This is a genomic window from Myroides odoratimimus (assembly GCF_038039805.1).
Taxonomy (GTDB): domain Bacteria; phylum Bacteroidota; class Bacteroidia; order Flavobacteriales; family Flavobacteriaceae; genus Flavobacterium; species Flavobacterium odoratimimum_B.
The window spans coordinates 14,562-37,915 of the sequence record NZ_JBBPHK010000018.1; the positions used below are offsets into that span (position 1 = coordinate 14,562).

20 protein-coding genes are annotated in these 23,354 nt (G+C 34.6%); 6 read left to right on the plus strand and 14 right to left on the minus strand.

Going from position 1 to position 23,354, the window contains the following annotated elements; all coding sequences use genetic code 11:
- The first annotated feature begins 61 nt into the window (after positions 1 to 61).
- Positions 62 to 712, plus strand: a complete 651-nt coding sequence (locus AABL85_RS13090) for a WG repeat-containing protein (RefSeq protein WP_286413397.1) — start codon at positions 62 to 64, stop codon at positions 710 to 712.
- Positions 713 to 883: 171 nt separating this feature from the next.
- Here AABL85_RS13090 and AABL85_RS13095 read toward each other — a convergent pair whose 3' ends face one another.
- On the minus strand, positions 884 to 2,761 hold the full coding sequence (locus tag AABL85_RS13095) for a TonB-dependent receptor (RefSeq protein ID WP_341310413.1): 1,878 nt from the start codon (positions 2,759 to 2,761) through the stop codon (positions 884 to 886).
- 178 nt (positions 2,762 to 2,939) lie between these two features.
- Between AABL85_RS13095 and AABL85_RS13100 the strand changes: the two genes are divergently transcribed.
- Complete coding sequence (locus AABL85_RS13100; RefSeq protein WP_341310414.1) at positions 2,940 to 4,529, plus strand: L,D-transpeptidase family protein; 1,590 nt, start codon at positions 2,940 to 2,942, stop codon at positions 4,527 to 4,529.
- Between the two features lie 59 nt (positions 4,530 to 4,588).
- On the opposite strand, the gene AABL85_RS13105 is transcribed toward AABL85_RS13100, so the two are convergent.
- Positions 4,589 to 5,332, minus strand: coding sequence for a murein L,D-transpeptidase catalytic domain family protein (locus tag AABL85_RS13105; RefSeq protein ID WP_286413394.1), 744 nt, complete (start codon positions 5,330 to 5,332; stop codon positions 4,589 to 4,591).
- A 192-nt stretch (positions 5,333 to 5,524) separates the two neighbouring features.
- On the opposite strand from AABL85_RS13105, the gene gpmI reads away from it, so the two are divergent.
- Complete coding sequence (gene gpmI, locus AABL85_RS13110; RefSeq protein WP_341310415.1) at positions 5,525 to 7,042, plus strand: 2,3-bisphosphoglycerate-independent phosphoglycerate mutase; 1,518 nt, start codon at positions 5,525 to 5,527, stop codon at positions 7,040 to 7,042.
- A 53-nt stretch (positions 7,043 to 7,095) separates the two neighbouring features.
- Here the strand turns inward: gpmI and AABL85_RS13115 are convergent, their stop codons facing one another.
- A complete protein-coding gene (locus AABL85_RS13115; protein ID WP_286437244.1) occupies positions 7,096 to 7,674 on the minus strand; it encodes a Crp/Fnr family transcriptional regulator in 579 nt (192 codons plus the stop codon).
- Between the two features lie 92 nt (positions 7,675 to 7,766).
- Positions 7,767 to 8,957, minus strand: a complete 1,191-nt coding sequence (locus AABL85_RS13120; RefSeq protein WP_286437243.1) for a pyridoxal phosphate-dependent aminotransferase — start codon at positions 8,955 to 8,957, stop codon at positions 7,767 to 7,769.
- A gap of 114 nt (positions 8,958 to 9,071) precedes the next feature.
- On the opposite strand from AABL85_RS13120, the gene rsmG reads away from it, so the two are divergent.
- Entirely contained in the window at positions 9,072 to 9,701 is a 630-nt protein-coding gene (gene rsmG, locus AABL85_RS13125) for a 16S rRNA (guanine(527)-N(7))-methyltransferase RsmG (RefSeq protein WP_286413390.1), read from the plus strand.
- 35 nt (positions 9,702 to 9,736) lie between these two features.
- Here rsmG and AABL85_RS13130 read toward each other — a convergent pair whose 3' ends face one another.
- From AABL85_RS13130 to map, 8 genes are all read right to left on the minus strand, one after another.
- Complete coding sequence (locus tag AABL85_RS13130; protein WP_286413389.1) at positions 9,737 to 10,609, minus strand: universal stress protein; 873 nt, start codon at positions 10,607 to 10,609, stop codon at positions 9,737 to 9,739.
- Between the two features lie 2 nt (positions 10,610 to 10,611).
- On the minus strand, positions 10,612 to 12,201 hold the full coding sequence (locus AABL85_RS13135; protein ID WP_286413388.1) for a BCCT family transporter: 1,590 nt from the start codon (positions 12,199 to 12,201) through the stop codon (positions 10,612 to 10,614).
- A gap of 367 nt (positions 12,202 to 12,568) precedes the next feature.
- Entirely contained in the window at positions 12,569 to 14,194 is a 1,626-nt protein-coding gene (gene pruA / locus AABL85_RS13140) for an L-glutamate gamma-semialdehyde dehydrogenase (RefSeq protein ID WP_006266256.1), read from the minus strand.
- A gap of 783 nt (positions 14,195 to 14,977) precedes the next feature.
- Complete coding sequence (gene apaG / locus AABL85_RS13145; RefSeq protein WP_286413386.1) at positions 14,978 to 15,373, minus strand: Co2+/Mg2+ efflux protein ApaG; 396 nt, start codon at positions 15,371 to 15,373, stop codon at positions 14,978 to 14,980.
- Between the two features lie 52 nt (positions 15,374 to 15,425).
- Complete coding sequence (locus AABL85_RS13150; protein ID WP_341310416.1) at positions 15,426 to 16,676, minus strand: DUF5103 domain-containing protein; 1,251 nt, start codon at positions 16,674 to 16,676, stop codon at positions 15,426 to 15,428.
- Between the two features lie 15 nt (positions 16,677 to 16,691).
- Positions 16,692 to 17,372 (minus strand): hexitol phosphatase HxpB, encoded by a 681-nt coding sequence (gene hxpB / locus AABL85_RS13155; RefSeq protein WP_341310417.1) that lies wholly within the window; start codon positions 17,370 to 17,372, stop codon positions 16,692 to 16,694.
- A gap of 109 nt (positions 17,373 to 17,481) precedes the next feature.
- Positions 17,482 to 18,246: a class I SAM-dependent methyltransferase gene (locus tag AABL85_RS13160; protein ID WP_041888734.1), complete on the minus strand. Its 765-nt coding sequence runs from the start codon at positions 18,244 to 18,246 to the stop codon at positions 17,482 to 17,484.
- A 16-nt stretch (positions 18,247 to 18,262) separates the two neighbouring features.
- A complete protein-coding gene (gene map, locus AABL85_RS13165; RefSeq protein ID WP_006257485.1) occupies positions 18,263 to 19,081 on the minus strand; it encodes a type I methionyl aminopeptidase in 819 nt (272 codons plus the stop codon).
- A gap of 142 nt (positions 19,082 to 19,223) precedes the next feature.
- On the opposite strand from map, the gene AABL85_RS13170 reads away from it, so the two are divergent.
- Positions 19,224 to 20,495: an acetyl-CoA hydrolase/transferase family protein gene (locus tag AABL85_RS13170; RefSeq protein ID WP_341310418.1), complete on the plus strand. Its 1,272-nt coding sequence runs from the start codon at positions 19,224 to 19,226 to the stop codon at positions 20,493 to 20,495.
- A gap of 92 nt (positions 20,496 to 20,587) precedes the next feature.
- Positions 20,588 to 21,319: a pirin family protein gene (locus AABL85_RS13175; RefSeq protein WP_341310419.1), complete on the plus strand. Its 732-nt coding sequence runs from the start codon at positions 20,588 to 20,590 to the stop codon at positions 21,317 to 21,319.
- A gap of 51 nt (positions 21,320 to 21,370) precedes the next feature.
- Here the strand turns inward: AABL85_RS13175 and AABL85_RS13180 are convergent, their stop codons facing one another.
- Entirely contained in the window at positions 21,371 to 22,312 is a 942-nt protein-coding gene (locus tag AABL85_RS13180; protein WP_286437232.1) for a pseudouridine synthase, read from the minus strand.
- Between the two features lie 78 nt (positions 22,313 to 22,390).
- The gene (locus AABL85_RS13185) at positions 22,391 to 23,314 is read right to left on the minus strand and encodes a geranylgeranylglycerol-phosphate geranylgeranyltransferase (RefSeq protein WP_286413379.1); all 924 of its coding nucleotides are present in this window, start codon (positions 23,312 to 23,314) and stop codon (positions 22,391 to 22,393) included.
- Positions 23,315 to 23,354: the final 40 nt, after the last annotated feature.

A 23,354-nucleotide genomic window follows, 5' to 3' on the forward strand; every position in this document is an offset into this window, starting at 1 on the left:
TTAATCATCCCAAAACTAATACATTTGCAGAGGAATTACAGTATGTTAATCTTCTATTAGAATGAAACAAATCTTAGCAATAAGTCTCTTATTAGGACTGAGTTGCACATCTAGTTGGGCTTATAAAAGTACCTACTCACACATCAATGTACAGTTAGAGGAAAGTGTAAAACTAGACACCGTCTATCTTGACTTAAAAAATGATCCAGACTTTAAGTTTCAAAACAACTTAAGATGGTATCAAGATAAGAAGTTAGAATTGTTCGGAATCAAAACCAATAAGAATGAAATCTTCATTGAGCCTCTTTTCTATCAGATAGAATCTTTTATAGAAGGAATATCTATCGTGTCTATGGACAACTTCCAAGGCGCTATAAATGATAAAGGAGAAGTGATTATTCCTTTTGCTTATGAAGAGCTACAGACAAGTAGTGAGTACAAAATAGCTTTCTTAGAAGGTGGTAAATGGGGATTCTTCAACACAGAAGGCAAAAAGGTTATTTCTGCCCAATATGATTATGTAGGAAGCTACTCTGATGGATTAGCATTAGCCTCTAAAGATCAGTTGTTTGGTTATATCGATCATAAAGGAAGAGTCGTGATCCCATTTCAATACGACTACGCTAGTAACTTCGAAGATGGGCAAGCACAAGTAGAATTAAAGTTTCAATCTTTTACTATTGATAAAAAAGGAACTAAGGTATCTTATTAAAATAAAAAACGGTAAGCTGTACAAGGCTTACCGTTTTTGTATACTAGAATTTCATAGCAAAAAAGCGTATTCTAAGTATTTGTAATAATTGATCCATACTATTGAAACTACCCCCACGATAATCAAAATAATATGTAGTCTTCTGAAAACTCTAACTAACCAATTTATATACTAAAGTCCATTAAACTTCACTCCTAACATAAACCATCTACCAGGCATAGGTACTGCACCTGCCTCTATATAAGTAGTATCAAATATATTCTGAGCATCTAAATAGATGCTATATTTCTTTAGATTATAGTTAACTCTTATGTCTGTAATCCAATAATTCTTATAACTGATACGCTCATTAAAGCGATTAGCCAGTGTAGCACTAAGGTTATTGTAAGTATAATTCACTGTTCCTACTAACTGGTGCTTTAAACTCTCTATCGCATACTTAGAGATCTTATCTTCTCCTTTATTCTCTACTTTAGGAGATAAATAAGTATATGATAATCCTAGATCCCAATAAGACTTCTCTGATCCTAGTCTATACTTTAATGCTGTATTAAATCCTTTAGTCTTATTCTTAGAAGCATTATATGGTTGATATGGCACTGTTGTATCAACTCTTATCCAATCGATAAAGTCATCAATATCTCTATAAAAAGCAAAAGCCTCTGCTCTAAATCCTTTATTGACATACTTCCCTCCTAATTCTATCTGATAGGCTTTTTCAGGTAAGAGGTCTGGATTACCAATATTACCAGGGCGCTGATCTAAATATAAATCTGTAAAAGAAGGTATTCTACTTGCTGTACCTGCATTAAACATGGCTTTCCAATGTTCGTTAAAAGTATAACTAGCGTCTATCCCTGGGAAAACTTCCCATCCATACTTCGTATTATAATTAACATAAGCCCCTAGATTTACATCTAGTCGATCAAAGAACTCACGCTGTATCTCAGCGTACAACCCGTAGTTACTCTTGCTGTGATCTCCGATATTAGTAGAGTTAATCTCTTCATACCTCATCTCTCCTCCAAAAGATATCTTACCAAAATCTGCTAAGTACTCTCCTCTAATATTACTAGTAATCGCATGTGAGTAATGACGGCTACGTGCCTTACTTAATTCATGCCTGAAGTAACGATAATCATCAAAGTTATATCTGTAAGCTACACTAGGCATTAATGTAAAACGATCACTTAAATAATGACGTGAACTCAGATTTATCATTGATGTAGATACTACTTCTTTTGATTCTTTATCTCCAGGAGCTGCGTAGAATCCATTTGCTCCAAAAGAACTTCTAGCATGACCTGCTAGTACCATAATAGCATTATTCTCATTAGGCGTGTAGTTCCCTTGATAAAAGATTTTATTATTGTGAAAAGCAGTGTTATAGCGGGTACCATTACCTGAATCATGGCTACCGAATAACATATGATTGTCTTTTTTGCGTACAAGCGTACCTCCTAATTGAATACCACGATTATTAAACAACTCTCCATGATCGCCCTCTTTATCTTTCTTAAAACTACTTCCGATATATGCATTAGCAAAAAGACCGTCTTTCTTAGGGTTCTTTGTTACGATATTTACTACCCCAGTCAGACTGTTCACACCATATAGACGAGCAGAAGGTCCACGTACTATCTCTATGCGTTCAATCGCCTCTAGTGGAATTGGCACGTTAAGACTATTATGTCCTGTCTGTGGATCCGAAATCTTTTGTCCATTAAGCAACAATACATTCTGCTCAAAGCTTCCTCCGTCAATACTAAAGTCAGATTGTGTTCCAAATGGGCCTCTTTGACGAATATCAACACCAGTAGCATAAGTTAATAATTCATTAATAGACGATACAGGCAATTGTTTTATCTGTTCTTGATTAATAAATGTAATATTTCTATTCTTCAGCGAACTTGGCAATTGTAATCGCTGATTATAGATTACTATTTCTTCTATTTTATCTTCAAGGGGATTCTCTGTCTTAGTTTGTCCTTGCGCTTGTACAGTAAGAAAAGTACTTAACAAGGTTAAAATGACATAATTATTCTTCATTCCAGATAGTTTATTTATGCAAAACTATTCTTATTCCACTCATAGATGCTAGTCCACTTTTAAAATAACAGCTAGTCCGGCCTACAGTACTCTACAACGCGGTTTCTAGAACATTTTAAGAATAAACAACAAATTATTCACTATATTATATTAAATTCGCAGTATAATATATAAAAAAATGAAAAATTTAATCTTCAGTTTTTTGAGTATACTCGTCCTTACCTCTTGTAAAAAGGCAGATACTATGGCAGGAACTTTGATTCTCAATGATACCATCAAGGTAGACCCTATTGAGGATCAAATAAAGATACACATCGATAGTGCATCGATAGTCAATCTTCCAAAGGACATTCAAAAGTTCTATGTAGAAAACCTATACCAAATCGGTTGGGGAAGAACAAGTAATAGAGAGCAACTCTTAAAAGTACTTGACGAAGCGTACTTAGATGGAATCAATAACTCAAAGTACAATACTGAAAAAGTTCATCAATTACACAAAGAGTATAAGAATCTATCAGACTTAGATAAAATACAAGCAGACTTTCTGTTTACTAAAGCATTTTTTAATGCTAGTAAAGACTTGTATAACGGAGTACAGAATCCTAGAAGATTATACAATGACTGGGATATGTTTCCAAAAGATCTGAATACAGCTGCTACCATGCAACTCGCTTTAAGTAGAGGAACAATACAAACTACGTTTGATAGTTTAAGATCACCTCATAAAATATATGCTAATCTTAAAAACAAATTAGCAAGCTTATATAAACTGAATCAAGATACAATCAAAGCTGTCACAGCTAAGTATAAGCTAAATGACACAGTACCAGAATTAGTAAATATAAAGAAGCATTTAGATTTTTTAAACTACTATCCTGATAGCCTATCAAAAGATTTTATCAATAATGAGGGAGTCATAACTGCTTTAAAACAAATTCAGAAAAACAGTAAACTAGTAGAGAACGGTATTGCAGATAAAAAAACGATAGAAGCAATCTTAAAAGAAGAAGCTACTATAAAAGAAAAACTAATAGTCAATCTAGAAAGATGGAGATGGTTCCCTAGAGACTTAGGTGATAACTATATTTTAATCAATATCGCTGATTATAGTCTAGTTGCCGTAAAGTCAGGTGATACAATAAAACAACACAAGGTAATCGTAGGTACGACAGGTCGTAAAACTCCTATCCTAAGTTCTGTTCTAAAGACAATTGTGATTAATCCAACATGGACAGTTCCTCCTACTATTCTAAAAAATGACTTAACACCTAAAGCTAGTGCTAACTTAAGTTACTTCTCTAATGCTAGATTTACAATCTACGATAAAAGTACAGGAAAAGTTGTAGCTCCAGAGGATTGGGATTCTAGTAAGGCATCTTCATACAGATATGTACAGAAAGCTGGTGTAGGAAACACATTAGGCCGTATTAAGTTTATGTTTGACAACAATCATGCAGTGTACTTACACGATACTCCTAATAAAGCAAATTTTAGCAGAACACAAAGAAGTTTAAGTTCTGGATGTATACGTGTAGAAGATCCTTTTGACTTAGCACAGTTTGTATTTGATATACAGCAAAATGAAATCTCTCAAGAAGAAATAAAAAAGATTCTTGATTCTCAAAACACTAAAAATATTACAACTAGTAAAGAGGCTGTACACATCCACCAACTATACTGGACTATCCAAGTAGCTAACGATGGTAAAATAACTCAATTTAGAGATGTCTATAAATTTGATAACGATTTATACACTAAACTACAATAACAAAAAAACACCCATTAAGAGTGAAATCTTAATGGGTGTTTTTCTTTATATAAAAGGTCTTAAACAAATTTTGACTTTAACTCATACTGATTACTCGGATAATAAATAAACAATAGAGATTTATCTTTAATCATTTCGATTAAATCATCATTAACTTCAACAGGCACAGCTGGGCAACCATAACTACGTCCCAACTTTCCTTGAGCACGTACTAAATCAGGTGAAGCATAATCCGCTCCATGGATTACAATCGCTCTTTCTCTAGCTTTATCATTAATACCTGCCTCTAATCCATCTAGTCTAAGAGAGAATCCATTTCTTCCATTATACGTCTCTCCTGTTGTATAAAATCCTAAACTACTCATATGAGAATTAACACGATTAGAAAACGTAGTAGCGTATTCTTCTCCAGTCTTCTTGCCATGTGCTACTAATGATTGTAGTAAAACAGCATTCTCTTTCATATCAATAACCCATAGACGAGGCTTAGCTGATGATAAACTAAAGTCAACTATGGTTAACTTTTCGTTCTTAATCTTACCAGCCTCTAACATCTTATAATATCCTTTCAGCGCTGCAGTATACACCGCTCTAGCAGGAGCATTATAATGATTTAACTCTAAACTAGAATACAAACTCTTAGCCGTACTTTCAAAACTATATTCTTCAGAATCTACTGTATTATCAACAGCTTTTTCAATAACATTTGTATAATCATTCGACGTTGGTAAAGTATTACTTCCTACTACATTCCCAAAAAATGCCATTGAGGCAAATAACCAATAAAAATTCTTTTGTTTCATATAACCTTCTCATTTATAGTCTTTAATTCTAATTTTAGAAACGTAAATTTAAAAAAAATATTATACGACCAAAGGAATTTTTACTAATAAAAGTATTATACCCCATTATTTCAAGAATCAAACATGACCTTTTTTGAATAAGTATGCGTAAATTTGTATAACACAACTAATAATATTTAAAGTTTCACTATTATGAATAAAAAAGTAATATTAATGATTCTAGATGGCTGGGGACAGACTCAAGATCCTAATGTATCGGCTATCGAGCACGCAAATACACCATTTATAGACAGTCTATATACTAAATATCCAAACACTTTTGTTCTTACGGATGGACTAAATGTAGGTCTTCCAAAAGGTCAAATGGGTAACTCTGAAGTAGGCCACATGAATCTTGGTGCTGGTAGAATCGTCTATCAAGACCTTGTAAAAATAAATATGGCAGTAGAAGATCAGACTATTGCTAAAGAACCTGCATTACAAGCAGCATTCGAATACGCTAAGACAAATAATAAAAAAGTACACTTCTTAGGACTACTATCTGATGGTGGTGTACACTCTCACGAGCAACATTTATATGGTCTAGTAGATGCAGCATCTGCAGCAGGAGTAACGGACATCCGTGTTCATGCCTTTACAGATGGACGAGATGTAGATCCTAAATCTGGTGCAAAACACGTACAACAATTAGAAGATAAACTGAGCCTATCTAATGCTAAACTAGCTTCTGTAATTGGAAGATACTACGCAATGGATAGAGACCAACGCTGGGAAAGAGTAGCAAAGGCTTACCATCTGTTAGTAAATGGTACAGGTATTCACTCTACTGATGCAGTAAAAAGCATTGAAGCAAGTTATTTAAATAATGTGACTGATGAGTTTATTGAACCTATCGTAATGGTTGATGAAAACAATCAGCCTATAGGAAAGATTGAAAATGACGATGTAGTGATCTTCTTTAACTTTAGAACGGATAGAGGAAGAGAATTAACTCGTGTATTATCTCAAGAAGATCATTCAGATCATGACATGAAGAAACTTGACTTGTACTTTGTAACGCTTACGAACTACGATGATACTTATAAAAATGTACATGTAGTATATGATAAAGAGAACTTACACAATACATTGGGTGAAGTTTTAGAAAAACATGGCAAAAAACAAATACGTATTGCTGAGACAGAAAAATACCCACACGTGACTTTCTTCTTCTCTGGTGGTAGAGAACTTCCATTCGATGGAGAACAGCGTATCTTATGTCCTTCTCCTAAAGTAGCTACTTATGACCTTAAACCTGAGATGAGTGCTTATGACCTTAAAGATGCACTTATTCCCGAGCTTAAAAAAGGTGAAGCAGACTTCGTATGTCTAAACTTTGCTAACGGAGATATGGTAGGACACACAGGTGTGATGGAAGCTGCTATCAAGGCATGTGAAGCAGTTGACCAATGTGTAAATGAAGTAATCACAACTGCTCTTGATAATGGATACACAACTATTGTATTAGCAGATCATGGTAACTGTGAGGTAATGATTAACCCTGATGGTACTCCTAACACAGCACATACTACTAATCCTGTGCCAATCATTATCGTAGACAATGATATCAAAGAAGTAAAAGATGGTGTATTAGGAGACTTAGCTCCTACTATTCTAAAACTAATAGGTATACCTCAACCAGAGGAGATGACTAGACACTCTCTAGTATAATATACAAAAAAGCCACTCATCGAGTGGCTTTTCTATTTTATATCAATAGACATTTACTTTCCTGTAAGCATCTTTTTCTTCATTTTACTAAAAAACTCAGGAGTAACCCCTAGATAAGAAGCAATTTGCTTCTGTGGTAGACAATACTTTATCTCAGGGAAACGCTCTAAAAAGCGTGTGTAACGCTCTTCTGCAGGTAGAGATAAGTTATCCATCAGTCGTTGTTGTGTAGCTACTAGCGATCTCTCTATTAAGACTCTAAAATAACGTTCTATCTTAGGAACTCTATCAAATAGAGCTAACTGATGATCTCTACTCAAACTCATTACTATCGCATCTTCTACTACTTCTAGATAAGAGTTGCCAGGTTTTTGAGATAAATAACTATACATATCAGCTATCCACCATCCTGAAGCTGCAAAGCTAACAGTGTGTTCTACTGCTTGATCATCTAGACAATAGTTACGTACAATACCTGAAACTACAAAAAAAGAATTAACACATACCTCTCCTGCACTTAACAACTTTGTTTTAGCTGGATAGCGAGTAACTGTAAACGACTCTAAAACAATTTGTTGCTCCTCTTTAGTTAAAGAAACATGTTTTGCAAAACTCTGTAATAATATATCCACGATGATGAACTTTTATAAAGTATAAAAATAAGGAATAATGTTCATGATAACTAAAAAAGCCTTATTTCTAAGGCTTTTTTAACTATTATAACTTATGCTAATGCTTCTTTAATTCTTTTGAATGCTTCGATTAATTGATCTTCACTAGTTGCATACGACATTCGTATACAGTCTGGATTACCAAATGCCACACCTGTTACAGTAGCTACGTGTGCTTTCTCTAACAGATACATAGATAAATCATCTGCATTATTAATCTTTACACCTTGAAGTGTCTTTCCGAAGAAAGAAGATACATCAGGGAACACATAGAATGCTCCTTCTGGTACATTAATCTTAACTCCTGGAATCTCTTTTAATAATCCTACTACTAAATCTCTTCTATTCTTGAATGCTGCAACCATATCTTTTAATACACTAGGGTCAGCTTCTACAGCAGTTATAGTAGCACGTTGTGCAATACTATTAGCACCAGAAGTTACTTGTCCTTGCATCTTAGTACACGCCTTAGCGATAAACTCAGGAGCACCGATATATCCGATACGGTATCCCGTCATAGCGAATGCCTTAGCAATACCATTTACAGTAATAGTTCGGTCAATTAAATTACCGATAGTTCCGATACTACAGTAATTTCCAGTAAAGTTGATATGTTCATATATCTCATCTGACAAGATAAAGATATTTGGATATTTCTCTAATACTTTAGCTATAGCTTCGAATTCTTCTTTGCTATACACAGAACCACTAGGATTACATGGTGAGCAGAACCATATCATCTTCGTCTTAGGAGTGATAGCAGCTTCTAGTTGTTCAGGAGTAATTTTAAAATCACTCTCTATACTTGTAGACACTTCTACAGGAGTACCTTCAGCCATCTTAACAATCTCTGCATAACTCACCCAATATGGAGCAGGAATTACTACCTCATCACCAGGATTAATCATGACATGAGCTACATTGTATAATGACTGTTTAGCACCAGTAGATACAACGATCTGACTTGGTGAATAATTTAAATTATTATCTCTCTTAAACTTATTGCTTATTGCCTCTCTTAGTTCTTTATATCCTTCTACCGGTGGATATTTACTATAATTATCTTTTACAGCCTGAATAGCAGCTTCTTTGATAAACTCAGGAGCATTAAAATCTGGCTCACCTAGACTCAAACTAATTACGTCTACGCCTTGTTCTTTTAACTCTCTTGCTTTCGCAGCCATTGCTAATGTCTGTGAAGTAGTCAAATTGTTTATTCTATTAGATAGAAATTGGTTGCTCATCTTGTTGTGATTTTAATGAAACTTAATCCCAAAGGTAATTATTATATCTCTATTAATCTGTGTTATCTTTTATTTATTCACGATAAAAAGCCTACTTTTGTCAAAATTTACGACATGGAAGAAATCTTAAAATATTTCCCTAATTTAACTCCTGAACAGATTGCTCAATTTGAGAAATTGGAAGAAGTATATACGGATTGGAATGCTAAAATTAACGTTATTTCACGTAAGGATATACATGAGCTATATACGAAGCATGTATTACATTCACTAGGAATCGCTAAGGTTATGGAGTTCCTACCTGGAGCTAACATACTGGATGTAGGTACTGGTGGAGGTTTCCCTGGTATTCCTTTAGCTATTTTATATCCAGAAACTAACTTTTACCTAATCGACATTATCGCAAAGAAGATACGCGTAGTTAATGAAGTAGTAAAAGCCCTAGATCTAAAAAACGTTAAAGCAGAACAAAAACGTGCCGAAACTATAGACGAGAAGTTTGACTTTATCGTGAGTAGAGCTGTTACGAATATGCCTGACTTCGTAGAGTGGATTAGACACAAAACGAAGAAAGAAAACAAACATGAGTTTGACAATGGTATATTATACCTAAAAGGTGGAGACTTAACAGAAGAGCTTAAAGATTTCCCTAAAGCTGTTCAGTTTGACCTAGCTAATATCTTCTCAGATGAATTCTTTGAAACGAAAAAAGTGGTGTACTTACCCTTAAAATATAAAGGATAAAAGAAAGGGCTGTCTTATAGACGGCCCTTCTTCTTTTATTTACTATGCTTAACGAATAATAAGCAAGTATTCGTATTTCTGTGTAGCAAATGGTTTGCCACACTACCTAAGAATATCTCTTTAAATCCTGTAGTACCCTTCACTCCTAATATCAGCATATCCGCTTTTTTACTACGCGCATAAGCGATCAAAGAAGCTGAGATATTGCGTTCTCCCGCAGGCACTATATCAATATCAGAATAAGTAGCGTACTTCTTATTCCATTTCTCCTGTTTTTCTTTGATATCATCCTTCGTTACCTTCTCTAATTCTCTATTTGTCATCGTTGGGTAGAATCCCATATAAGACTTAGAAATATGTACCGCAGAATGCTCTATCTTTTGCCCTTTCGAGTTGTTTTTAAAACGATCTGCCCACATCATAATATCATTAGTATATCGAGAGAAGTCTATCGCATCAATCACTGTAGTGATAGGCACTTTAAAAGTATCTGGCACTAATAATAGTGCTGAAGGGAATATACGTACCAGCTTATCAGCTAGTGCCCCGGTACCTTCTAGCTCTTGTTTATTACCTAAAACCATCAGATCATAAGAAGACTTCTTAGCAATGTTCATAAAAGCAATCTCTGTATAACTTTCTACAGTAACTAAAATCTCAAAATCATAACTCACTCCTGCTTCTGTGAAATACTGCGTAAGCTTATTCTTAATCTTCTCCTTAATAACGACAATACTTTCTGGTTTAAGCAATTCTTTAGGTAACTCACCTACTTTAAGATTGTGTACATAGGTTACTCTATTTATATCTAAGATTTGGTCAAGTACTTGCATATACTGCAATAGATATTGATCCATTGTAGACAAGTCTAAACCAACAATTATATCTAATTTTTTATTTTTATCCATCCTTATTTGCTTTGAGGTTCATCTAATAGTTCTGCTATAATCTCTTTATAGCTCTTTTCTTCTTTTGACTTAGCCTTCTTAGACGATTTAGCTAACTCTTCTTTTAACCCTTTTTGTAGACTATAACACATCACTAGAAGTATCACTGCAAAAGGCAATCCTGTAATAATAACTGCTGTCTGTAAGGCATCAAGGCCTCCTCCCCATAATAATACGATAGCAATGATCCCTTGTGCAAAAGACCAAAACACTCTCTGCCATACAGGAGACTCTCCATTACTACCTGAGGTAATATTATCCACAACTAACGAACCTGAATCAGAAGAGGTAATAAAGAAAGAGAAAATCAAAATAATCGCTACAATAGAAAGGAACTTAGTAAAAGGGAAGTTCTCTAAGAATACAAATAATGCAGTAGATACATCAGCTTTAACCGCCGCTATCATCGTTACATCACCTGATAGAATAGTGTGTAATGCACTACCTCCAAATACATTCATCCATAATAAGGTAATCAACCCTGGTACAATCAACACCCCTAATACAAACTCTTTCACTGTACGTCCTTTAGAAATACGAGCAATAAAACTTCCTACAAAAGGTGACCATGCTATCCACCAAGCCCAATAGAATATAGTCCATACATTCTGCCATCCAGAGCCTAAGTAGGTATCATTCCATGTACTTATATCTATAAAATTAGCTAAGTATGCTCCTGTATTTTCTACATAGCCTTTCATGATAAATAGAGTCGGCCCTAGAATAAAAATTAGCAACATAAAACTGGCTGCTATATACATATTAGCGTTACTAAGTATTTTAACCCCTTTATCTAATCCTGAAAAAACAGAAATAGTAGCGATACCAATCACAAATAGAATAATCCCAGCTTGCATCATAGGGCTGATCTCCCATCCATATAAGTATTCTAAACCTGCTGTAATCTGTATTACTCCTAATCCTAAAGATGTAGATAACCCAAATACTGTGGCTAATGCAGATAATATATCTATTATGTGTCCCCACCATCCATGTATTCTCTCTCCCCAGAATGGATAAAAAAGAGATCTAAATGTCATTGGCAATTTTCGGTTAAAAGCAAAAAAAGCCAAGGCCAAACCAACCATCGCATAAATACCCCAAGCGTGTAATCCCCAGTGCAAACTCGTAAATTGCATCGCTTGTACAGCCGCTTCTATATCAGTATCTACTGGTCTAGGAGTATTAAAGAAATGAGATACAGGCTCGGCAATACTAAAGAACATAATACCAATTCCCATACCTGTACTAAACAGCATGGCAAACCAAGATGCCTTGGTAAACTCTGGTTCTGCATCATCCCCTCCTAGCCGTATCTTACCGAACTTACTAAAAGCTAGATAAATAGCAAATATTAAAATAACATTCACTGTCACAACAAAGAACCAACCGAAGTTAGAAGTTACCGCTAATTGGGCAGCAGGAAACCACACCCCTACCTTTTCAGGAAAAAGGACACAGGTTAAGATTAAAGCTACTATTAATAATATTGAGGTAATAAAAACTGGTGGGTTAATCACCAAATTTTTGTTATCAAGTAATTTTTTAAACATGAGTTATACTATTTAAATTAATAATTATAACCCAGTACTTTAAAGATAAAAAAGGATCATTTTTCAGTAATCGAAAAATAATAAAAGCAAAAAGATAATAGTTTTTACTCAGTCGTTTTATAAGTGTTATTGGTAAATAGTGTTCTCTTAAAAACGATCCTAATAAAAAGGGACTTTTTTCTGCATTCGAAAAAAGATAAAAGCAAAATAGATAGTGTATTCTTACTTAGTAGTATATCCTGAACAACTCTTATCATGTCATTCATCATCGGTTATACATTCCCAATAAAAAGCACTGAATTGTATTCTAGTGTTAATTAAAAAAGGCGGTTAACTCTTTTGCAACCGCCTTTTTATTATAATTTGATTATCCTAAGAAAGGATATTTATAATCAGTTGCAGGAACGAAAGTTTCTTTAATCGTTCTTGGTGATACCCAACGAAGTAAGTTAAGGATAGAACCCGCTTTATCGTTAGTACCAGAAGCTCTAGCACCACCGAATGGTTGTTGTCCTACTACAGCACCTGTTGGTTTGTCATTGATATAGAAGTTACCAGCACAGTTTACTAATGCTTCTGTAGCCTCTACGATAGCGTAACGACATCCAGAGAAGATAGCCCCTGTTAATGCATAGATAGAAGTCTCATCCACTAATTTTAATGTTTCAGACCATTTAGCATCTTCGTATACATAGATAGTTAATACAGGACCGAATAACTCAGTTTCCATCGTTGCATACTTAGGATTAGTAGTTAAGATAACTGTTGGTTCAATAAAGTAACCAATAGACTTATCATACTTACCTCCTAAGATTACTTCTGCATCAGCATCAGCTTTTGCTTGATCAATAGCTTTCGCTAATTTGTCAAACGAAGCTTCTGTAATCACAGATGACACATAGTTACTTGGATCTTCTGGAGAACCCATTTTGATAGTAGCTAAATCAGCAGTCATATATTCTTTCACTTGATTCCATAATGAAGCTGGAATGTAAGCTCTAGAAGCTGCAGAACATTTTTGTCCTTGGTATTCAAAAGCACCTCTTGTAAGAGCTACTGCTACCTCTTTAGGACAAGCTGATGGATGAGCTACAACGAAGTCTTTTCCTCCTGTCTCACCTACGATACGTGGGTAAGTTTTGTATTTATCGATGTTTTGACCGATTTGAGCCCACATACTGTTAAATACTCCTGTAGATCCTGTGAAGTGGATACCAGCGAAGTCAGGACTAGCTAATAACGTATCCGTGATCATTCCAGAGTTACCATATACTACGTTGATAACACCGTCAGGTAAACCTGCAGCTTTAAACACCTCTACGATTACTCTTGCAGAGTAGATCTGAGTAGCAGCTGGTTTCCATACCACTACATTCCCCATCATAGCAGGAGCAGAAGGTAAGTTACCAGAGATAGCTGTAAAGTTAAAAGGAGTGATCGCATAGATAAATCCTTCTAATGGACGGTGCTCTAATCTGTTCCATACTCCGTCTACAGAAGCTGGTTGCTCAGAATAGATTTGAGTCATATACTCTACGTTGAAACGTAAGAAGTCGATGAACTCACATGCAGAGTCGATCTCAGCTTGGTGTAATGTTTTTGCTTGAGCGATCATCGTAGCAGCATTAATCTTAGCACGGTAAGGACCAGCTAATAATTCAGCAGCTTTTAAGAAGATAGATGCTCTGTGTTCCCATGGCATTGCAGCCCATTTTTTTCTAGCTTCTAAAGCAGTAGCGATAGCTTTCTCTACTAACGCTTTATCAGCCTCGTGGTAAACACCTAATTTATGTTTGTGATCAAATGGAGGGAATAAATCTTTTGTATTTCCTGTTCTGATTTCTTCTCCACCAATGTATAATGGAATATCAACTGTTGTGTTGTATTGCTCTTTGAACGAGTTCAAAGTCAATTCTCTTTCTTTTGTTCCTGGTGCATAAGACTTAACTGGCTCATTGAACGCAGTTGGAACTTGATAGAATCCTTTTGACATATTACGCGTATTATTTATGTAGTTTCTAAATGAATAAGTACAAATATAACGAAAAAAATTGAAACCACTTTTCTCTAAAATCGTAAAAACATCTGCTTAACGATTTCAAAACATTGACTATCAATAGTCTTTTTATTACACTGCTTTCTTCTAACTATCTGTTATACTTTACACTGAATACAAACCTGAGTCTGATTAATAATTAATTAATATAACTACATAAGAAATAAAACAAAATATTTTTATGTAAATGAATCACAACCAATTAATATTCTTTAGAAAAAATTACAAGTAGAGAGTAAATCTATTTCAATTCAGTATGTATTGATTTACTAACACTGGTTTTGTACTAAATTGGTAGGGGATTGCTTGAGGGTTTCTTGCACCTTTCTTCGAGAAATACACCTTCTGGGCAAGAAAAGTCCAGGAAATCTCCTAGTAATCCCCTAAGAAGTGCAAGCAAAAGGCTATTCTCTCATTCATAAATAGCAATCGTAATCAAAACTCGTGTATTCGTTTTAAAAATTCAATACCTATTTTCATTTTAGTCTATTCATGTATAGCGATATCACGTTAAAAGAATACCATTATACACAAATATATGTTTATTAAAATTAAACTGAAGTTCCAATTATAGTAAGATGAAAACCAACTAAATATCACCACTTTATATTACTTCTATTAACTTATAAAAAAACCACCTCTATGCTATTACATAAAGATGGTTTAAAGAATATATTTGTTATTATAATAACACTCTATAAGAATGTCATCAATCTATTTTTAATTCAGTACAAAAGGCGCTACTAGCTTAAAGTTTGGGATTTCTACATTAAAATAAGTATTATTACTTAAGTTTAATACTTCGTAAAATCCTTGCATAGCCCCCATAGAAGAGTTTAGAATACATCCACTACTATAGGAATATTTCATACCTGGTTCTATAATTGGTTGTTCACCAACAACTCCTTCACCTTTTACAATCTGTACACTATTCAGAGCATCGTATATCTCCCATAACCTCCCTTTCACTTGGATGTAATCCGTAGAATTATTTTCAATGGTTATTTTATATGAAAAGGCATAACATATTTTTTTTGATTTAAAAAAATTGCCTTCATACTCAGTATTTACAGATATTTTAATTCCCTTCGTCGTTTGTGAAATCATCTTTTCCATCTTAATAATTTACTATAAAAAACACATTGAATTCTTTGTTTTATCACAGTGTCTAATACACTATGTTCTCTGCGCTCGCCTCTCCTATACCAATTACTCTATCATGCAAGTCATTATTGCCACGATAATAAACGAGTACTTGGTAGCGATTAGTTGTCATGGCATAGTTCCCATCTGGTGCAATGCTTGGATCAACAACACCATTTCGAACTGCTGTATAACTAAAATTAGTAAAACCTTGTTTCACTAAAATGATTTGTTCATAATATCCCTTCTCTTCATTATACTTCATTTTATTAGCAGGTACCAATGCATAATCATTAAATAATCCTGTCACATAATAATCTATCCCCTTCTGTACATCTTCCTCTGGACGGTAACTGAAGTATACCCAGCTATACTCTGCTTCGATATTAGGATTTCTACCATTAATATTTCGAGGATAGAAACTCCCATTGATATCTGGAAAATAAGTATATCCCTTACTTTTTCGACTCTCATTTGTGTACAAATACGTATTATATATACCGTTATCTGTAGTCACAGATCCGATCATATTATTCACTTGTTTAATATCACTATTATCAAAGTTTAAGAACTGATTGCCTGCCCAGAACTGAGTCTCATTTTCATACTTATAGATAAGATCATTCCCCATAGTATACTGAGGCTTAATATTCGTCAGATAAGAATCCCATCTTCCATTCTGAAAAATCGCTATCTTGATATTCTGAACTGGGTTTTGATATACAGCTTCCCCTAGTAATACACTAAACTCTACATTCTGCTTCGTCTCGATGACATCTAGATTCCTAGTTCTTTTAATCTGAATAGGTACATTGACTAAACTCTCATATAAGACAAACTTCCTTCTAATTACTACTTCGTCATCTTCATTATATATTTCCAATACATAATTACCACTCTTCAATATTCTATAACGTTGAGCAGGAAGTGTCAATTTATAGTTTGTATAATTCTGCAAAGTATTAAACGAGTTTTCATACGTCATAATACGCTGTCTGTCTAATCCATCTATATACTCTATCTGCTTCAGTTTAGATGGAGTCCAGTCATAGTTATAAGCCTTAACTCGATAAAAATAATTACTATCATCTCCGTATAAGTCATCAAAAGCAAGTGTAAACTGATCCCCTATTTGAAAGAACGGTGTAACTGCTCTATTATTACTCATAAATCCTACTGACTTAATATAATCTGCAGTATAGTTCTGTGGAGATTGTGCCAAAACGCACCCTATCCAAAGAAAAAAAAGAATAACAGACCAAACCTTATTTCGCATAATGACCATTTTAAACTAAACCGTTACTTCGTGCAAAAAAGATACAATATTTTCGTTTAAAAAAATCATACTTTTCAATTTAAAGTCAGCAATATCAAATCTTTCTTGTTCGTACTGCAAATGATCTGGTATGGCTACTACAGTCATCCCTGCATTTTTACCAGCTGTAGCTCCTGTGAACGAGTCCTCTACTACTAGACACTCTCTAGGATCACTCCCTAGATTATGAGCTGCTCTTAAATACACATCTGGTGCAGGCTTTCCATGTTCTACATGATCTACAGAAACTATGGTTTGGAAGTAATCACGAATACCTAATCTCTTTAAAACAGTATTAATCAAAGATTCTGGAGAATTAGTAGCAAGACCAATCTTCACTTTTCTCTCTTTTAGAAAATCCAAGGTCTGAATTACGCCTTCTTTTATTTCTCCTTCTGTACTAATTAACTCATCGACTCTATCAATCACCATTTGCTCCACCTCCTCAATGGTCTTTCCTTCCCATGGAAACAGACTATGCCACAGTTCAGTCACTGCTCTAGTCGTTTTACCTTGTGTTTGGATAGCGATCTCTTCATCCCAAGTAGCTCCCATAGAAGTAAACACTTCTTGTTCTGCTTGTTGCCAAAATCCTTCTGAGTCTATTAAAACTCCATCCATATCAAAAAGTACAGTAGTAATCAATGTATTCTTCATAATCTTGCTAAATAATTACGAAGATACACAATAGGTTATAGATAGGGAAGCCCTTATAAGGATACTTTAACTAATTCTATCTACGTCTAAGAGAAATATTATAGTCATTCTACTTAAAACATACAGGGATAATCTCTCCTTCTGCTAAACAGTATTTAGTTACTTCCTCTGGAGTAAGTTTATGAATAAAATCTTCTTCTACTACAGTGAAACCAATCGCTCTTAACTTATCAAAATAATCACGTCCGTACACACGTACATGATCATATTGACCAAAGATGAGTGTACGCTCTTTAGGGTCTGTTATAGTATCATCTTGAAAAGTAGTTTCTCTAGACATATCTTGTGGGATTTGGAAGATTCCCATACCTCCAGGTCTAAGAATGCGATACAGTTCCTGCATAGCTTTCGTATCATCTGGAATATGTTCTAAGACATGATTACACAAAATCATATCAAAACTATTATCCTCAAAAGGTAAGTTACAAATATCCGCCTTCACATCTGCCAAAGGAGATTCTAGATCGGTAGTTGTATAATCTAAATTAGGTTGTTTTTTAAAGCGTTTATAGAACGCCTGCTCAGGTGCGAAGTGCAACACTTTTTTTGGAGTGCTAAAGAAGTCGGTCTCGCGCTGAAGATAAAGCCATAATAGGCGGTGTCTCTCTAGTGAAAGTGTACTAGGAGAAAGGACATTATTGCGTTGCTTCGCATATCCATAAGGCAAGAAAGTCTTGAAGCTTTTACCATCAATAGGATCTGTGTACACATCCCCTTTTAGGTACCATGCCATCATAGGTCGAACAACGTAACTCAACCGAATTAATATCGGTCGAGGCACAATGTTCAATATTGTTTTAAATAACTTCTTCATTAATAGAAATGAGTAATTACAGAACTAATGGTTTAGCTCTAAACTCATCTTCTTCATTACTAGTGATACCTAATGCTTGATAGATATATTGGTAAGTAGATAACAATTCTGGTTTACCATTTACTAATGCTACATCGTGTTCGAAGTGAGCAGAAGGTTTTCCATCGCGAGTCACGATAGTCCATCCGTCATTCAGTTGTTTGATATTACGAGTACCTAAGTTAATCATAGGCTCGATAGCTACCACCATACCTTCTACGAACTTCTTACCTTTACCAGGTTTACCGTAGTTAGGCATTTCTGGAGATTCGTGCATCTTACGTCCTAGTCCATGACCTACTAGCTCACGTACTACCGTATACCCTTCTTTCTCACAGTAGCGTTGGATAGCACTACCTACATCTTCTACTCTATTTCCTAATTTGAATTCTCTAATACCTACGTATAAAGATTCTTTTGTAATCTGTAATAACTTTTTAGTAGCTGGATCTACATCACCTATCTCGAATGTATAAGCGTGATCTCCATAAAATCCATTCATCACTGTACCACAGTCCACAGATACGATATCTCCTTCTTCTAAAGGACGATCTGTAGGTAATCCGTGTACAATCTGATCATTCACACTTGTCAACAAGGTAGAAGGACAACCATAAAGGCCTTTAAATCCTGGTACTGCTCCGTGATCTCTAATAAATTCTTCAGCTTTTGCATCAAGCTCTAAAGTCGTTACTCCTGGTTTTAGCTCTGTAGCTATCATCCCTAATGTTTTAGAAACAAGCAATGCGCTCTGTCTCATCAACTCGATTTCTTCAAGAGTTTTTGGAATTATCATACCTTAAAATTTTATATCCTACAAAATTACACTATTACAGTTAATGAAAAAAATGATTAGCCACACTTTTTACTTGCCTTATAAAGACTAATGCTTTACTTTTAAGGAAACATTTGTCTAAATACACAAAATTACACACAAAATGAATTACACAACAGCACAAGAAGCAGCTAAGCTGATCAAGTCGGGTGACAGAGTTTACGTACATGCAGTAGCCTGTACGCCTAATCATATCATTGATGCTATTGTAGAAAGATCGTCCGAATTAAGAAATGTAGAGTTCTGTCATATCCATACTTTAGGCAAAGCCCCTTATGCTGATCCAAAATATAGAGAAAGTTTCTTTGTGAATTCTTTCTTTACTGGTGGTAATGTGAGACACACTATACGAGAAGGTAATGGTACCTATACTCCTGTATTCCTAAGTGAGCTACCGACGTTATTTGACAATGGTCTTGTTCCCTTAGACGTGGCATTAATACAAGTTTCTCCTCCTGATGAGAACGGCTTTTGTACATTAGGAACTTCTGTAGTTGCTGCACAAGCAGCTATTCGCACAGCCAAGATAGTTATAGCACAGGTCAATAAATTCATGCCTCGTACCTTTGGAGATGCGCTAGTACACATCTCTAAAATTAATATATTAGTACAGCATGACACACCACTTCTGACAGAATACAGTTCTGACTTTAGTGAAGTAGAAGATAAAATAGGGCATTACATCGCTTCTATGATAGAAGATGGTAGTACCTTACAGATGGGAATTGGATCTATACCTGATGCCGTTCTTCAAAAACTGAAAGGGCATAAGAACCTAGGATTACACACAGAGATGTTTGCAGACGGTGTTGTTGATCTAATTGAAGCAGGAGCTCTAAACTGTTCTCAACAAACTACTTCTAATGGCAAAGCTATCTCTACTTTCTTTATCGGAACAGAGAGATTATATAACTATGTAGACAATAATCCATTCTTTGAACTTAGAGAATGTTCATATACGAACGATCCATTCGTGATTCGTCAGAATCCTAAGATGATAGCGATTAACTCTGCTGTAGAAATAGATGTTACAGGACAAATATGCGCAGACTCTATCGGGGCAAATATTTACTCAGGTGTAGGAGGACAAGTTGATTTTATGAGAGGAGCTACGCTGAGTAAAGGAGGGAAAGCCATCATAGCACTTTCTGCTACTACTAAAAAAGGAGGAAACAAAATAGTTCCATTCCTTAAACAAGGAGCAGGAGTGGTAACGTCTCGTGCACATGCTCAATACATCGTAACAGAATATGGAGTAGCAGATCTAAGAGGTAAGTCTATTATAGATAGAGTACACGCTCTTGCTAATATTGCTCACCCAGATTTTAGAGAAGATATTTTAAGAGAATACTTTGATAATACTAGAAAAAAATAACTGACATTCATAGATATAAGCCGTTCTTAACCTACATTAAGCAATGGTAATCAGTCCATAACGTATCTTTGTAGTATTAAAATCATAAAGCTATGAACACAAAAATTATATACACAGCAGATAGTAGAGGATATGCTAACCACGGATGGCTAAAATCTCATCATACCTTTAGCTTTGCTAACTATCGAAACAACGAAAGAATACACTTCGGTGTGCTGCGTGTACTTAACGATGATCAGGTAGCTGCAGGTATGGGATTCGGTACACATCCTCATGATAATATGGAGATTATATCTATTCCTTTATCAGGAAGTCTTTCACACAAAGATAATATGGGTAATGGTACGATTATAAATGAAGGTGAAATACAGATCATGAGTGCAGGAACAGGTGTTCAACACAGTGAGTTTAACCCTGATGAGAATAAAGAGAGTAAATTCTTACAGATATGGATATTCCCTGATAAACTAAATGTAAAACCACGTTATGATCAACTAAAATTAAACATAGAAGATCGCGTGAATCAATGGGATCAAATACTTTCTCCTAATCCTGACGATAAAGGAGTATGGATCCATCAGAATGCTTGGTTCCACATGGCTGATTTAGATCAAGGTAAAGAGTTATCTTATGACTTAAAGGATAAGTCTAATGGTATCTTCTTATTTGTTCTAGAAGGAGATATTACTTTAGGTGAAGACACTCTACAAAGAAGAGACGCTATTGGTTTTGACGGAGAAGATAAGTTTACGATTAAAGCAAATGAGAAAAGTCAAATATTAGTCATGGAGATACCTATGGAACTACCAAGTTATCTTCAATAAATATCAACAAAAAAGCTCGCTAGATGATAGCGAGCTTTTTTAATATCTATATTAACCGTTTTTAAGGTTTCTTACTTCCTCATCTGTTAAATGTCTCCATTTACCTCTTGGTAGATTCCATTTTGTTAACTGACCATACATCACACGGTCAAGTTTAATAACATTATATCCTAAAGATTCGAATATAGCACGTACTAACTTCACATTAGAAGCTTTTAGCTTAATACCGATCTCTGTCTTAGGTTGATCATCTACATAAGATATTTCTTCTACGAATACACGACGCTCATCGATATAAACTCCTTTTTTAATCTTTTCTAGATCTTCATATTTAAGGTTTTTATCTATTGACACATGGTATAACTTAGAAGAACGAGAATCAGTAGAGTTTAACTTCTGTAATAAGTTAGTATCATTCGTGAATAACATTAGACCGATAGTAGTCTTATCCATACGACCGACAGGAGCTAAAGGATATTTAGAAGCTCCTTTTAATAAGCTTAATACATTCTCAGCTGATACGATTGGCTCATTAATAGTAGCGAATCCTTTCGGTTTATTTAATAATACATAAGTCAATTTCTCTGGTGTTAATACTGTACCATCAAAATTCACAATATCTGTTTTCTTTACTTTGTACCCTAATTCAGTAACCACTACTCCATTTACAGTCACGTTTCCAGACACGATATAGATATCTGCCTCACGACGTGAACATACTCCAGAGTTACCAATATATTTATTCAGACGTACTTCATCTGTTTCTTTAGGTGTATTTTTTACTCTTGGTTTACTATCAAATTTCTTTGTAGTATTAGCACCATGCGTTTTATTTCCTTCTTTATTATTGTCAAATGATCTTTTCTTGCTATCATTTCCCCCATAAGTCTTTTTAGCTCCATCCTTAGAACCAAAAGACTTCTTTCCCGCTGCATTTCTATTTCCTGAGCGATTCGATTTATTATTTCCTGAATTCGACCTACCGTTATTCATATCTAAAGATTTTTGCAAAGATAGTTTTATTCTATGCATTTATTAATATAACTCTAAAAGTTTACACAACTTTTAATACTATAAAGTTTCTTCTAGCAGTACTTTGCCACTAATTACCACATCTGGGTCTATTAGCATAATCGAGAATACTCCTAATAAAATCAACAATTTTAAACTAATATGTAAACTGTGATACTGTTCTATTTCCTTGGATGTCCATAATCTGTATAAGAACAAGATTAATACGATAATACTTAGATAAAAGTAATATACCATATACCCAAGGTTCTCTTTATTGACTAAAAAATAGATCGGTATCAGTGTCAATACTGTTACGACTGTGATTACCTCTTTCGCTACTCTATCTCCAAATCGAACAGGGATAGTCTGATAATCATTTGCAAAGTCCCCTTTAATATTCTCCATGTCTTTTATCAACTCCCTGATTAGAATGACTAAATACAGAAAAGCTGCATGTAGAAAGATAGAAGGATAATAGAATCTGAAATGCATCAAGATACTAAAGAAAGGTAATATCGCTAGTAATGAAGCAGTAAGATTACCTATAATAGGATACTTCTTAAGCTTATGAGAATAAAACCACAACAGAAATATATAAGCAGAAAAGAACACAGACACATGCCAAGATACCGGAAACACAATCCCTACAGCCAAAAAGTTAAGCGCAAAGTAGACACGTAATTTTGTTGCCTGACTCACCAGTCGATCTAACATAGACTTAATTGGTCTATTGATTAAATCTTTTTCTGCATCATAAAAATTATTAATGATATACCCTCCTGCGATAGCTAAGGAAGATCCAAAGATAATTAGAAAGAGTTTCCAATCTAAAATCACGTCTAACGCCCTAAGTTCAGGTGCAAATATAAAGATAGACGCTAAGTACTGTGCTAGTACTATAATAAAAATATTATAACCTCTCACAACAGAGAACAAGCTGAATATTTTAGCTAAGAGTAGTTTATTTTTCCTAGATAACATTATCTCTTGTTTCAATTTTATATCGCTACTGCGAAAGGTT